The sequence below is a fragment of the Halomonas caseinilytica genome (assembly GCF_001662285.1).
GTDB lineage: Bacteria > Pseudomonadota > Gammaproteobacteria > Pseudomonadales > Halomonadaceae > Halomonas > Halomonas caseinilytica.
On the sequence record NZ_BDEO01000001.1, the window covers coordinates 389,740 to 403,839 of the forward strand.

The following is a 14,100-nucleotide window of genomic DNA, read 5'->3' on the forward strand; positions in this document are numbered from 1 at the left end:
GTGACAGGGCTCGGCAAGCGGCGACCTGCTCGGTCGCGCTCCGGTGTTTCCGGTCTGCAGGAGCGTCGACAGCCAGCGAACGTCGACCGTTCCGCCGGCCCGGAAGGCTCCCATGAGCTCGAGATTCAGGGGCTGGCCCATGATGGCCGTGGCGTGGCGCGTGATGCCAGCGGAAAGACCGTCTTCGTCGAGGGCGCCTTGCCCGGCGAGCGGGTCCTGGCTAGTGTGCATCACCGTCGCAAGCGGTTCGATGAAGCCCATGTGCGTGAGGTCGTCGAGGCCTCGCCGGCGCGTGCCACGCCACCCTGTCGACATTACGGCAGTTGCGGCGGATGCGATCTGCAGCATCTCTCGCTCGAGTCGCAACGTGATCACAAGCGTGAGGTGCTGCGGGAACTGCTGGCCCGTCAGGGCATCGAGCTGCCCGGCACGATATCCCTGCTGAGCGATACCGGTGAGGGGTATCGGCGCCGTGCCCGAATCGGTGTGCGCGTCGATGCCGCCGGGCGCGTGCGCCTGGGCTTCCGGGCCCGGCACAGCCACCGGCTGGTGGATCTGGATGACTGCCCGGTGCTGTTGCCGGCGCTTTCCGCGTTGCTGCGTCCGCTCCGAGAACAGGTCGAGAGCCTCGAGGCTCCGCGTCATGTCGGCCACCTGGAGTTGCTGGCCAGTGATGATGGCGTGACCCTGGTGGTGCGGCAATTGCGCGAGCATGTCGCCGATCAACGCCGCTGGCGAGCGTTCGCCGAGTTGCATCGCCTGAATCTGGGGGCCTGGCTGGGGCGGGAGTCGCCGCGCTTCGAATGGCTGACGGCTCCGCCGATGCTGCACTGTCGCCTTTTGTCGGGCGAGCAGGCGCTCACCCTGGCGTTCGAGCCGAGCGATTTCCTGCAGGCCAACGAGGCCGTCAACCAGCGCATGGTCGACACTGCCCTGGACTGGCTGGCGCCATTGGCGCCGGGCAGCCGGGTACTTGATCTATTTGCCGGTATCGGTAACTTCAGTCTACCGCTGGCGACTCAGGGAGCCGAGGTCACAGCGGTGGAGGGCAAGGCGGCAATGGTCGAGCGCCTGGCGAGCAATGCCGCCCGCAACGACTTGGCGGTGACGGCGCGCCAGGCGGATCTCAATGATGCCGAGGCCTGCCGGCAATTGCTGGAGGCGGCCTCGCCCGAGGTGCTGGTTCTGGATCCGCCACGTAGCGGCGCCGAGACGCTGAGCCGTCAACTGGCGGCAAGGCCGGTGTCCAGGGTGCTCTATATTTCCTGTGATCCGGCAACCCTGGCCCGGGATGCGGCTCGGCTCGTGTCTGCCGGTTACGTCGTCCGGCGTGGCGCGGTGGCCGACATGTTCGCTCACACCTCACATCTCGAATCCATGCTGCTGCTCGAGCATCCGGACTCGGCGCGGCGGTGGCAAGGAGCGTCAACCGATGGTTAAAGTGCGGGAAGACCAGCCGTTAGGCCCTGATGGACGGGTCGATATCGAACGCTGGATCGAACGCCTCGAGGAAGACGTCAAGCTGCGTGCTGTCGACGAGATGCGCGCGGCCTGTGATATCGCCCAGCGGCTGGAGCTGGAATCCGAACGTCCCCACAAGGCTTGGCTCAAGGATGGCTCGAGCTTTCGCATGGGGCTCGAGATGGCCGATATCCTGGGGGAGTTGCGTCTCGACCAGCCGGCGCTGGAGGCAGCGGTGCTGTACCGTGCCGTGCGCGAGCGGCTGATCGGCCTGGAAGAAGTCGAAAAACGCTTCGGCAACGAGGTCGCCGGGCTGATCGATGGCGTGCTGCAGATGGCCGCCATCAGTCCCACCCAGATGCCGACCCAGGGCCTCAGCCAGCACGATCAGCAGGACAACCTGCGCAAGATGCTGGTCAACATGATCGACGACGTGCGGGTGGCGTTGATCAAGATCGCCGAGCGCACCTGTGCGTTGCGGCAGGTACGCGACGCGCCACGGGAAAAACGCCTTCAGGTGGCCCGCGAGGTCTTCGATATCTATGCGCCACTGGCGCACCGGCTGGGCATCGGCCATCTCAAGTGGGAACTCGAGGATCTATCGTTCCGCTACCTGCACGAGGACGACTACAAGGCCATCGCCCGCCAACTGGCCGAGAAGCGTCTGGATCGCGATCGCTACATCCATGACGTGGTAGAGACCTTGAAGTCGCTGATGGATGCCCAGGGCATTCGTCATCAGGTGGATGGTCGCGCCAAGCATATCTATTCGATCTGGCGGAAGATGAAGCGCAAGCGGATCGATTTCTCCCAGGTTCACGATATCCGCGCGGTGCGCATCCTGGTGCCCGAGGTCAGCGATTGCTATGCGGTGCTCGGCATCGTGCATTCGCGGTGGCATCACGTGCCCAACGAATTCGACGACTACATCGCCAATCCCAAGAAGAATGGCTATCAGTCGCTGCACACAGCGGTCTTCGGCCCGGAAGGCAAGGTGCTGGAAATCCAGATACGCACCTTCGCCATGCATGAGGAAGCCGAACTCGGGGTATGTGCCCACTGGCGTTACAAGGGCCACGATACCAGCGCGCGCAGTGCCAGCTACGAGGAAAAGATCGCCTGGCTGCGCCAGGTGCTGGAATGGCAGGAAGAGGTCGGCGACTTCGGCGACCTGCGCGAGGGGCTTTCCAGCGATGTGGCGCCGGATCGCATCTACGTCTTCACGCCGGATGGTCATGTCATCGATCTGCCCCGGGTCGCAACCCCCATCGATTTTGCCTACCGAGTGCATACCGAGGTGGGGCATCGCTGCCGTGGCGCCAAGGTCAACGGGCGCATCGTGCCGTTGACCTATCAGTTGAGCACCGGCCAGCAGGTCGAGATCCTCACCGCCAGCAAGGGAGGCCCCAGTCGCGACTGGCTCAATCCGAGTCTCGGCTACGTCTGCACCTCTCGGGCGCGGGCCAAGATCCAGTCCTGGTTCAAGCATCAGGCCCGTGATCGCAACCTCGAGGAGGGGCGGGCACTGTTCGAGCGTGAGATGAAGCGTCTCGACGTGGAGGACATGGACCTCACCCGGCTGGCCAACAAGGTCAATTACCAAGGCCCCGATGACATGTATGCCGCCCTGGGCGCCGGCGACCTGCGCATCGGCCAGGTATTGCACCAGGCCCAGCAGTTGTTCGGCGAGAGCGACGGCCAGGAGGAGCTCGACAAGCTGCTGGCCAAGCCGCGTCGCGCATCGGACAAGGGGAGCGGCGGCGATATCACCGTGCTTGGTGTCGGCAATCTCAAGACCAGCATGGCCAACTGCTGCCATCCGGTGCCCGGCGAATCCATCGTCGGCTTCATTACCCAGGGGCGTGGTGTCACCGTGCATCGCCAGGATTGCCCGAACATCCTGCAACTGCGCCTCGAGGAGCCGCAGCGAGTGATCGAGGTGGAGTGGGGCGAGCGGGCACGCACCCAGTATCCGGTAGATATCGAGGTACAGGCCTGGGATCGCTCCGGGCTGCTGCGCGATGTGACGGCCGTGCTCAGCAATGACCGGGTCAATGTGCTCTCGGTCAATACCCTGACCGATACCGACGATGGCATTGCACGCATGGCCATCACCGTCGAGGTCGATGGTCTGGAAACCCTGGGACGGCTGTTTTCGCGGATTCAGCAGTTGCCCAATGTCATCGAGGTGCGCCGCCTGCGTTCGGGAGGCAAGGGCAAGGCCAGACGCGGAGGCAAGCGCTCATGAGCCGGCAACGCTACGAACTCGACGACCTGCTGACGCTGATGGCGGTGCTGCGCGATCCCGAACAGGGCTGCCCCTGGGACGTCGAGCAGGACTGGGACAGCATCGTGCCGCATACGCTGGAGGAGGCCTACGAGGTGGCCGATGCCATCGAGCGCCGCGCCTTCGACGAATTGCCGGGCGAGCTGGGCGACCTGTTGTTCCAGGTGATCTACTATAGCCAGTTCGGCGCCGAAGAAGCGCGGTTCGATTTCCACGACGTGGTGCATGTTCTGACCGCCAAGATGCTCCAGCGCCACCCTCATGTCTTCCCGGATGGCACCCTGGCATCGCGTCGTCAGGGCGTCAGCGCCGCCGAGGTACAGACCCGGCAGGTCAAAGCCCGCTGGGAAGCGTTGAAGGCCGAGGAGCGAGATGCCCGCGAGGCCCGCTCGGTGCTCGATGATGTACCGCTGAATCTGCCGGCGCTGTCGCGGGCCGCCAAGCTGTCCAAGCGCGCCGCGCGGGTCGGTTTCGACTGGCCCGACTCGCGCGGTGTGATCGACAAGCTGCGTGAGGAACTCGATGAGGTCGCCGAGGCGCTGGACGCAGGGGATCACGAGCATGTCAGGGAGGAAGTCGGAGACCTGCTGTTTGCCACCGTCAACCTGGCGCGTACTCTCGGTGTCGACCCGGAACGTTGTCTACGCGCAACCAATGCCAAGTTCGAACGGCGGTTTCGTCATGTGGAGTCGGCGCTGGCCGAGGAGGGTGTGCCGCTCGACGACGCCGGACTGGCCCGGATGGAGCATCACTGGCAAGCCGCCAAGCAACAAGAAACCACGCCAACGTCATCGTCGGAAGGAGAGTCTCGATCATGAGTCACGACCTGCACGAATCACTGCGCGACAATGTCAGAATCCTGGGGGACAGCCTGGGGCGCACCATCGCCGATGACCTCGGGCAGGGGTTCGTCGACCGCATCGAGACGATTCGCGGCCTCGCCAAGCGGGGACGCCAAGGCGAGGCCGATGGGCGTCGTGAACTGATCGAATACCTCCGACAGCTTCCCGATAGGGAGCTTCTGCCGGTGACGCGGGCCTTCAACCAGTTTCTCAACCTGGCCAATATCGCCGAGCAGCACTATCGCGCGCGCTTCCGCCGGGTCGAGGACTACAAGCCGGGCAGCCAGCCGGTCCTGGGCGAGCTGCTCGAGCGTGCCCGCGGCGAGGGGCACTCGCCGCGCAAGCTGGTGGAAAGCTTGGCCAACATGCGCGTGGAGCTGGTGCTGACCGCGCACCCTACCGAGGTTATCCGGCGCACCCTGATCCAGAAGTACGACGCCATCGATGACTGCCTGACCGCCATCGAGTCCTCGGCGGACTACCCCGAGCGCGGCGCCCGCGCCCAGGGGCGGCTGGAAGAATTGATCGGCCAGGCCTGGCATACCGACGAGATCCGCCACGAGCGTCCCACGCCGGTCGATGAGGCCAAGTGGGGCTTCGCGGTGATCGAGAACTCCCTGTGGCAGGCGGTGCCGGATTTTCATCGCGACCTGGACAACCTGTTGCTCGACACGGCCGGCGAGCGGTTGCCGCTGGATGCGGCACCGATTCGTTTTGCCTCCTGGATGGGAGGGGACCGCGACGGCAATCCCAATGTCACCTCCAAGGTCACCCGCGAAGTGCTGCTGCTGGGTCGCTGGATGGCGGCCGATCTCTATCTGCGCGATCTCGACCAGCTCAAGACCGAGCTTTCGATGTGGAAGGCCAACAGTGCGCTCAAGGCCGAGGTCGGCGATGTCGCCGAGCCCTACCGCGAGCTGCTCAAGCGCTTGCTGGCGCGGGTCGAGGCCACCCGAGACTGGGCCAAGGCCCAGCTCGACGGCAAGAGCTACGACGGCGGTCCGATCATCGAGACCCGGGATCAGCTTTATGCACCGCTGCTGACCTGCTATCGCTCATTGTGCGACGTGGGGCTGGACACCATCGCCAACGGCGTGCTGCTCGATACCCTGCGCCGGGTGGCGGTATTCGGCGTGACGCTGACCAAGCTCGATCTGCGCCAGGAAGCCAGTCGACATGAGCAGGTCCTGGAAGAACTTACCGACGGCCTGGGACTTGGCCACTACCGTGACTGGGACGAGGAGCAGCGCCAGGAATTCCTGCTGGCCGAACTGTCCTCGCGTCGCCCCCTGATTCCGCGGCGCTGGGAGTGCTCCGCCGAAAGCCGTGAAGTGCTCGATACCTTCCGGGTCGCGGCCGGCGAGCATGCCGAAGCGCTCGGTACCTATATCATCTCGATGGCTGCACAGCCTTCGGACGTGCTCGCCGTGGCGCTGTTGATGAAGGAAGTCGGCGGCGATGCCCGACTGCCCATCGCGCCGCTGTTCGAGACTCTCGATGATCTCAATCGGGCGGGCGACGTCATCGACCGTCTGCTGGCCTTGCCCGGCTATCGCGAACTGACGGGAGACCGTCAGGAAGTGATGATCGGCTACTCGGACTCGGCCAAGGATGCCGGCCAACTGGCGGCCGCCTGGGCCCAGTATCGCGCTCAGGAGGCGCTGGTCGAGGTGTGCCGGCGCCACGATGTCGATCTGACGCTGTTCCATGGCCGAGGCGGCACGGTGGGGCGTGGCGGCGGTCCGGCTCATGCGGCCATTCTCTCGCAGCCGCCGGGATCGGTGAACGGTAGCCTGAGGGTAACCGAGCAGGGCGAAATGATCCGTTTCAAGTTCGGCCAGCCCGAGATTGCCCTGCGCTCCATGGAGATCTATGCCTGCGCCGTTCTTGAAGCCACGTTGCTGCCGCCGCCCACGCCGGAGCCGGCCTGGCGCGAAGAGATGGATCGTCTGGCGGAGGTGGCGCACGGCGCCTATGTGGGCGTGGTGCGCGAGGACCCCGACTTCGTTCCCTATTTCCGTTCAGTGACGCCCGAGAGTGCCCTGGGGCGGCTGCCGCTCGGCTCGCGGCCGGCCAAGCGGCGTCAGGAAGGCGGCGTGGAGACACTACGGGCGATTCCCTGGATCTTTGCCTGGACCCAGACCCGTCTGATGCTGCCAGCCTGGCTTGGCAGCGGCGAGGCCTTTGCCAAACGCCTGGAGGATGAGGGGGGCCTGGAGGTCCTGCGCGACATGCGGGATCGCTGGCCCTTCTTCGGCACTTACCTGGAAATGCTGGAGATGCTGCTGGCCAAGGCCGATGTCAGCATTGCTGCCTATTACGAGCATCGATTGGTCGACGAACCGGCGCTGGAAGCGCTTGGCGAACGGCTACGGGAACGCTTCCGCCGGTTGCATCAGGTGGTGCTGGAAATCCTCGATCAGCGGGAACTGCTCGAGAACACGCCCTTGATCCGTCAGGCCGTGGAAGTGCGCAATCCCTATATCGATCCGCTGCATGGCCTGCAGGCAGAGCTGCTGCAGCGTAACCGGGACGCGGATGGCGCCATCAGCGCCGACCTGTCACGGGCCTTGATGGTCACCATGGCCGGCATCGCCGCCGGGTTGCGCAACACGGGCTAAAGCGCGAAGAACGCGGCCGGCGCTTCGCGACTGGAAGAGGGAAGAACCTCCTTGACGCCCCAAGCCCTGGGGCTAGCCTGGCTTCTTCCTTCTTCCTTCTTAGAAAGGCATATGCACCGAGGCGGTGACCAGGTTGAGATGCGAAAGCGTCGGGTCATCGAAGCGTTCGTACTCGATCTGGCTGATCAGGCGCGAGAACTGCCAACGGGCGCCGAACCCTTCGACCCGCGTGGTGCCGCCGTCCGATGTGGCGGCATTGCCGGTGACCGTTTCGTCTTCCCAGCCCGCCAGGCCGGACTTGGCGTACAGGCCGACATCGCCCAGGCGCACGCCGGCGATCAGACTGCCGCCCAGGCTGGTGGTGTCGATGAGCATCTGCCGGCCGCCAGAGAAGGGAACGTCGTCGCTCTCGCGGTAGCTGAGTTCGGCGCCAAGGTCCAGTGAGGGCAGGCCCGCGGGCGTGAAGCCGGCGGTGAGACGGAAGCCCGAGGTGTATCGGTCGGGGCTATGGAGGTCGCCACCCTGGATCAGCAGGCCGTTGTCGAGACGTGTGAGTTCGGTGGACTGGCCGGTGTAGGAAGGTGTGTCGGCGGCGACCGACAATGCGGTATAGGCACCGGCGACGATCAGCACCAGTGTGGCCAACACTCTTTTTCCAGCACGAAACGTCATGTCCCCTGATCCTGGGTATGGCCGCCTTGCGACCGCGTTGTGTCGAACCTTTTCCAACGCTTTTCGTTTATCTGTCGAAAAATAGCACCAGGCTTCACTCCTTGCCAGGAAATTGCCGCGCGTCGAGTTGCTGGTGGAGTGCCGACAGGTGCGGTGTGTCCAGCCCCTTCTCGCGGGCTGCGCGCAACAAGGGCATCAGGATGGCATCGTGTTCGGTGGGGCGGTCGGCCAGGACGTCCTGCAGCATCGAGGCGCGGTTGTCGGCCGTGGCGGCCACGACGTCCCAGACAAGCGCCGGAAAACCTTGTACCGGTGGCGGGATGGCTTCGGCCGCCATGATCGCTGCCACTTCCTCGATAATGGCGTCGACCATGGGCCGAAAGGCACGATCGCGCAACTGGCCGTTGCGGATACGAAAGCGTGCCACGAGCGGATTGATGGCAGCATTCACCGCCAGCTTGTGCCATAGGCGCACACGAATGTCGTCGACCGCCAGGGTGTCGATGCCGACGGCCGTCAGGGTGGACGCGAGGGTAGCGGCCAGTGCCGAATACTGACCGTCGAGATGGCCGATCCAGGTTTGGCCACGGCCGGCATGCACGACCACCTCGTCGCCGCTGGAATAAGCACCTTCGGTGGTGGTGGCGCAGAGGGTGGGGCCGCGTCGGTGCCGCGTCAGGCGCGGTTGAACGTCGAAGCCGTTCTGCCACAGGATCAGCGGAGTGTCGTTCGGTAGATGCGGGGCGAGCGTTGCCAGGGCGGCTTCGGCAGCGTAGGCCTTGGTGACCAGGTGCACGGCGGTCAGGTCGGCGGTGTCGAGTTCCTCCAGTGAGGCCGGCGTCAGGCACTCGAGACAGCGACGTCGGCGTTCGCCTTCGGGGGTCGTCAGTATCTGATATCGGGGCAGGCAACGGCGGCCGAGCAAGACCACCCGGTGCCGTTCGGCCAGATGCAGCGCCAGGAGGCGACCCATGGCGCCCGGCCCTACGATCAGGTGGCTCATGGGCGCTTGCCTCCTGCGGCACGTCCCTTGCCCGTGCCTTGTCGGCGCTGGCCACCGCGTTTCGTGCCTCGTCCTCGAGCGGGTTTTCGCGCCTTGGCATCCGGCCCTCTGGCCTCGCCCAGGGCGCGTCGTATCCGCTCGGCATCGGCATGGTCCAGCAGGCCGCGCAAGTCGTCGATCAGGCCGTCGAGAAAAGGCGCCGGCGCATCGTCTCGTTCAGCGATGTTCGCCAGACGTTGCTCCCATTGAGCGGTACGTTCCGGGCGCCCCGCGGCCTCCGGCAGGGAGGCGATCAGGGCGCTGCCGAGCCGAGTGGCCTTGAGGCTTTTGCTCTCGCGCACCAGATAACCGCGTTCCAGCAGCATCTCGATGATGCCGGCGCGGGTCGCCTCGGTGCCGAGGCCATCGGAGTCGCGCAATGTGCGGCGGATCGCCGGGTCATCCACGTAGCGGGCGATGTTCATCATCGCCTTGATCAGGCTGGCGTCGGTGAAGTGCTCGGGCGGCCGGGTCTCGCGGTCCTCCACGCCGGCCTGTTCGACGTGGCAGGCTTCGCCCTCGCTGAGTGGCGGCAAGGGCGGCGCCTCGTCGCGCGTTGTGAACAAGGGCTTCCAGCCGGGCTCGAGGATCTCCTGGCCGCGGGCGCGGAAGCGTTCCCCGGCGATCAGGAACTCGGCCTTGACCTCCCGGGTCTGCAGAGCAGGATAGAATTGAGCCAGCACGTTGCGCGCGATCAGTCGGAAGACGTCGGCTTCCTGGCGTGACAGCCGGTCGAGATCGGCAGGCTTGCCGGTGGGAGCCAGGGCGTGGTGGGCGCCGACCTTCTTGTCGTCCCAGGCCTTGGAGCGCCGGGAAAAGTCGGCGCCGGCCAGCCAGCGGCTCAGGGTCTCGTCGTGGCGGCAGGCGCCGTTCAGGGTGCGCTGCGCATTGGCGAAGTGTTCCTCGGGCAGGTAGCGGCAATCCGAGCGCGGATAAGTGATCAACTGGTGGCGCTCGTAGAGGCGCTGGCAGACATCCAGCACCGTCTTGGCCGAGAGGCCGTGGCGGCGCGCGGCGTCTACCTGCAGGGCCGACAAGGAGTAGGGCAGCGGGGCCGCCTGGCGCTTGTCGCGACTGGCCAGGCTGTCCAGGCGGCCTTCGGCGCCGGGCAGGCGGTCGGCCAGGGCGGCGGCCGGGGCGCGGTCGAGCAGGCGCCCCTGGTCATCCAGCCGGTGGGTGTCGCCTGGCATCCACCAGGCGCGTAACTGGCCTCGGGAGACCGCCAGATCGACCCAGAGCACGAAGAAAGGGCGTGGCTCGAAGTCACGGATCTCGGCATCGCGCCGGACCACCAGGCCGAGCACCGGCGTCTGCACACGACCCACCGAGAGCACGCCGTCGTGCCCGGCCTGGCGCCCGACCAGCGTCCAGGCCCGGGTCAGGTTGATGCCGTACAGCCAATCCGCTCTGGCGCGGGCCTGGGCGGCGCGGTAGAGCGGCTCATAGCGTCGATTGTCCTCGAGACGCTCGAGAGCGCGCTTGACCGCCGGCGGATTGAGGTCACTGACCAGCAGGCGCGCCACGTCGCGCTTCCAGCCCAGGTGCTCGATCACTTCCTGGACCAGCAACTGGCCTTCGCGGTCAGGGTCGCCGGCGTGGACGACCTGATCGGCACGCTTCAGCAGTCGACGGATCACCGCGAGCTGACTGCGCGCCTTGGGGCGAGGCATGAGCTTCCAGCGCTCCGGGAGGATTGGCAGGCTGTCGAGCCGCCAGGTCTTGAGGGCCGGGTCGTAGGCATCCGGCGGTGCCTGCTCCAGCAGGTGGCCGAGGCACCAGGTGACGACGGTATCCCCGGCCACCAATGCGCCTTCCTCCTGACGCGGCGAGGCGGGCAGGGCGTTGGCGATGGCGCGGGCCAGACTGGGCTTCTCGGCGATGATCAGGCGCATGGCATCTCGTGGGGCAATGAGAGAACATGGGAATTCTTACAGTATTTCACGATAACCGCCAGGGGCGGGCTGGCAGGTTGAACGCCAGGTATCGGGGTGAAGTCAGCATTGAAGGGGTAGACGATGCGAGAACGAGGTCGCCGTCGGCGTCTGCTGGGGCTGGGGTCGCGTACCGGCGGTGCGGTGCTCAAGCATCGTCTTGGTGGGCAGGCCGACTGGCGAGCGCTCGGCGAGGCACTATTCGACGGGCTGTCGGAGCTCAAGGGGCCGGCCATGAAACTGGCCCAGATCATGGCCCAGTGGGACGACCTGCTGCCCGCGGATCTGGCCGATGAGCTGGCGCGCCTGCAGCGCCAGGCTGAGCCCATGCCCTGGGAGGACATCCGACGCACCCTGGAGGCCTGCTATGGCGACACGGCGACGCATTTTACCACTATCGAGCCCCGGCCCTTCGCCAGTGCCTCCATGGGGCAGGTGCATCGGGCCAGGACGCATACGGGCGAGACGGTGGTCCTCAAGGTACAGTACCCGGGACTTGCCGAGGTGCTCGAGGACGATCTGCGTCAGGTACGGCGCCTGATGCGCCTGGGCCGTTGGCTGCGCATGCCGCAGGCGCGCCTGGACGCGCTGTTCGAGGAACTGGCGGCCAGCCTGCGGGGAGAGCTGGACTACCGTGCCGAAGCTGAGGCGCTGGCCCGCTACCGGGCCCGTTATGCCCATCGCGACGACCTGGTGATTCCCGAACCCTTGCCGTCACTGTGCGGGCCGGGCGTGCTGGCCATGCGCCATGTGGCCGGTACGCCACTGCGCGAGCTGGAAGGCGCCGATGACGCCACGCGACAGCGTCTCGGCACGACGCTGGCCGATTGGCTCACCGAGGAGTTGTTCACCCACGGGGAGCTGCATGCCGACCCCCATGCCGGCAATTTCGCCGCCGATGCCGAGGGGCGGCTGGTGATCTACGACCTGGGTGCGGTGATCGAGGTGCCGGCGTCGCGCCTGAAGGGCATGATGCGTCTGCTGGACGCGACGCTCGCCGGTGATCCCATGGCCATGGACGAGGCCCTGATGGCACTGGGTGGCCGGCAGGGCCAAGGGGCGCCCCTGGCGCTCTATCGCGAATCCGCCGAGGCGGTGGCGCCACTGTTCCAACCCGGCCCGCAGGATTTCGGCGATGTCCGGGTGCACCGACGGCTGCGGGATCTGAGTCCCCGGGTGTGGGCGGCCATGGATCGCCTGCAGCCGCCGGCGGATACCCTGCTGTTGTCGCGCACCCTCAATGGGCATTACTGGAACCTGGTGCGTCTCGGTGCCCGCCTCGACATGGCGAGGCGGGTACGACCCTTGCTGGCATGGGCGTCTTCCTGAACGGCTGCCAGTCCGGCACTCGACTGATAGACTATGCGGTTTTCCGAGAGCGGTGGAGACGTCGATGCTGGCGGTATGGGTTGAGCAATTGCTGGGGTTCGCGTCCGGAGCGCTTTCGGCGATTCGCGAGGACGAGCGCTACCCGACACTGATGGCCTGGGCGCGTCGTGAGGGGCCCGAGCTGGTCGATGGTGACCTGGCACTGGCTCAGGCACTGGCGCCTGAGCTGTGGTCGCAAACACCCCTGGAGCGGCTGGACTTCGCCTGCGAACCCCTGGCCCGCCCTGGACGCAACGAACCCTGCTGGTGCGATTCGGGTCGCAAGACCAAGCAGTGCTGCGGTGCCGTCTCCCTGCCTGGCCACGTGCCCACCCACCTGATGTGGATGCTCTCCCTGCGTGAATGGAAGGGCGAGACTCTCAAGGCCGCCCTGGCCAGTGGTCGTGCGCCGGCCCAGGCATTGCTCGAGGCCGGGCTGATCGCCGCCGAATCCGGGCAGCGTGGCCGCGCCCAGCAGATCCTCGAGTCGCTGTTCGAGAATGCCGACTGGTCGCGGCTGCCCGAGCAGGCCGAGCCGGCCTTCGAGATCCTTGTCGACCTCTACCAGGAGCGCGGCTTCCACCGCAAGCGCGAAGCCTTGCTCGACGCAGTGCTCGATTGCGGCCCCTTGTTCCTGCGCGGCGTGGCCCTGGAGCGACTGTGCCTGCTGCATCTCGACAACGACGATCTGGACAGCGCCCGGTCAGCCTTCGTGCGTGCCCAGCAGACCTTGCCCGATTCGCCGACCCTGGCCTATATCGAGGCCATGCTGCTATTGCACGAGGGTCATGAGGAGGAAGCCGCCGAGCGTTCCCGCTTCTGGTATCGCCGCCTGGCCCGCCAGGGAGATCTCGAACCCGAGCAACTGCAGTTTCTCGCCGACCTGGCCGACAACCCCGGCGCCACCCTGGCCGAGCAACTGCTCAATGCCGAGGCGGACCTGGCCGAACCGCTGGTGTCGCTGCAGGCCCTGTTCGAAGCGCTGCCGGAGGCGCCGCGCCTGGATGTCCGCTACGAGGACGGCGTCCTGGCCTATCACAGCAGTGCTCGTGAGGACACGCTGTTCGCCGCGTTTCAGGCCGTCTTCCCGTCGCAGGTCGAAGGCGAGACGCTGATGGGCTTCGACACGGATCCCTGGCCTCAGGCAGGCGACTGGCTGCCGGCCCTGTGCGCGCATCCCGAATGGCTCGATTCGCCGGCCGTGGTGCAGTCTCTGGCGCTGGCGTTGACCAGCCGCTTCGGGAGCCTGCCGTGGATGGCACCGAGCCTGTTCGAGCCCCTGGCGCGTCGGCTGGAACGCTGGCTGGCGCAGGTCGCCGAAGCGGGCAAGGCGCCGTTGATCTGGGAAGCCGCCGACAATGCCGCGCTGCTGCGCGCCGGCCTGGCGCTGGTGGTGGGCATGGAGCGCGGCGCCCGCCAGCATTCGAGAGAACTCGCCGAGACACTGCTCACGCTGGACGATCAGGACAGCCTTGGCCTGCGCGAGCTGGTGCTCGATCAGTTGCTGAGGGAAGGGCGCGACGACGAGGCCCTGGCGTTGAGCGAACGAGCGGTAGCAGACGAGCGGGCCGATCCTAGCTCGCTGCTGGGCATGCTGATGGGCCGGGTCCTGGCGCTCTATCGGCTCGACCGTGCCGACGAGGCAGGCCATGCGCTGGCGCAGGCGCACCGCCACAACCCCTATGCGTTAAGCCTGTTGTGCACCGAATCGCCACGCCCGGCCCCGACCGCCGGTGGCGGCGTGGCGGCTCCCGGCTCGCGTGCCGAGGCTTGGCAATATCGCACCCTGATGCGCGACCAGTGGCGAGTCACGCCGGGCGCGCTGGAGTGGCTGTGCGCACAGGCGCCCGACCGGAAAACCTCGCCCGGGACGTGA

Annotated in this window: 9 protein-coding genes; 6 read left to right on the forward strand and 3 right to left on the reverse strand. The window is 66.4% G+C overall.

Annotated features, from left to right (window positions below; all coding sequences use genetic code 11):
- Genes HSDC_RS01685 through ppc form a run of 4 tightly spaced genes read left to right on the forward strand, consistent with a single transcriptional unit; the run spans window position 1 to window position 7,211 of the window.
- Entirely contained in the window at window positions 1-1,440 is a 1,440-nt protein-coding gene (locus tag HSDC_RS01685; protein WP_064698187.1) for a methyltransferase domain-containing protein, read from the forward strand.
- On the forward strand, window positions 1,433-3,709 hold the full coding sequence (gene relA, locus HSDC_RS01690) for a GTP diphosphokinase (protein ID WP_064698188.1): 2,277 nt from the start codon (window positions 1,433-1,435) through the stop codon (window positions 3,707-3,709). Before HSDC_RS01685 ends, relA begins: the two co-directional genes overlap by 8 nt.
- Entirely contained in the window at window positions 3,706-4,566 is an 861-nt protein-coding gene (mazG, locus tag HSDC_RS01695; protein WP_064698189.1) for a nucleoside triphosphate pyrophosphohydrolase, read from the forward strand. Before relA ends, mazG begins: the two co-directional genes overlap by 4 nt.
- Entirely contained in the window at window positions 4,563-7,211 is a 2,649-nt protein-coding gene (gene ppc, locus HSDC_RS01700; RefSeq protein WP_064698190.1) for a phosphoenolpyruvate carboxylase, read from the forward strand. The genes mazG and ppc overlap by 4 nt, the downstream gene beginning before the upstream one ends.
- Window positions 7,212-7,310: 99 nt before the next feature.
- Here ppc and HSDC_RS01705 read toward each other — a convergent pair whose 3' ends face one another.
- The 3 genes from HSDC_RS01705 to HSDC_RS01715 all read right to left on the reverse strand — a co-directional run bounded on the left by HSDC_RS01705 (window position 7,311) and on the right by HSDC_RS01715 (window position 10,817).
- Window positions 7,311-7,883, reverse strand: coding sequence for a hypothetical protein (locus HSDC_RS01705; protein WP_064698191.1), 573 nt, complete (start codon window positions 7,881-7,883; stop codon window positions 7,311-7,313).
- Window positions 7,884-7,977: 94 nt separating this feature from the next.
- Entirely contained in the window at window positions 7,978-8,886 is a 909-nt protein-coding gene (locus tag HSDC_RS01710) for a ketopantoate reductase family protein (protein WP_064698192.1), read from the reverse strand.
- Window positions 8,883-10,817, reverse strand: a complete 1,935-nt coding sequence (locus HSDC_RS01715; RefSeq protein WP_064698193.1) for a DNA topoisomerase III — start codon at window positions 10,815-10,817, stop codon at window positions 8,883-8,885. The genes HSDC_RS01710 and HSDC_RS01715 overlap by 4 nt, the downstream gene beginning before the upstream one ends.
- A gap of 123 nt (window positions 10,818-10,940) precedes the next feature.
- Between HSDC_RS01715 and HSDC_RS01720 the strand changes: the two genes are divergently transcribed.
- Entirely contained in the window at window positions 10,941-12,185 is a 1,245-nt protein-coding gene (locus HSDC_RS01720) for an ABC1 kinase family protein (RefSeq protein ID WP_064698194.1), read from the forward strand.
- A 64-nt stretch (window positions 12,186-12,249) separates the two neighbouring features.
- Complete coding sequence (locus HSDC_RS01725; RefSeq protein ID WP_064698195.1) at window positions 12,250-14,100, forward strand: YecA family protein; 1,851 nt, start codon at window positions 12,250-12,252, stop codon at window positions 14,098-14,100.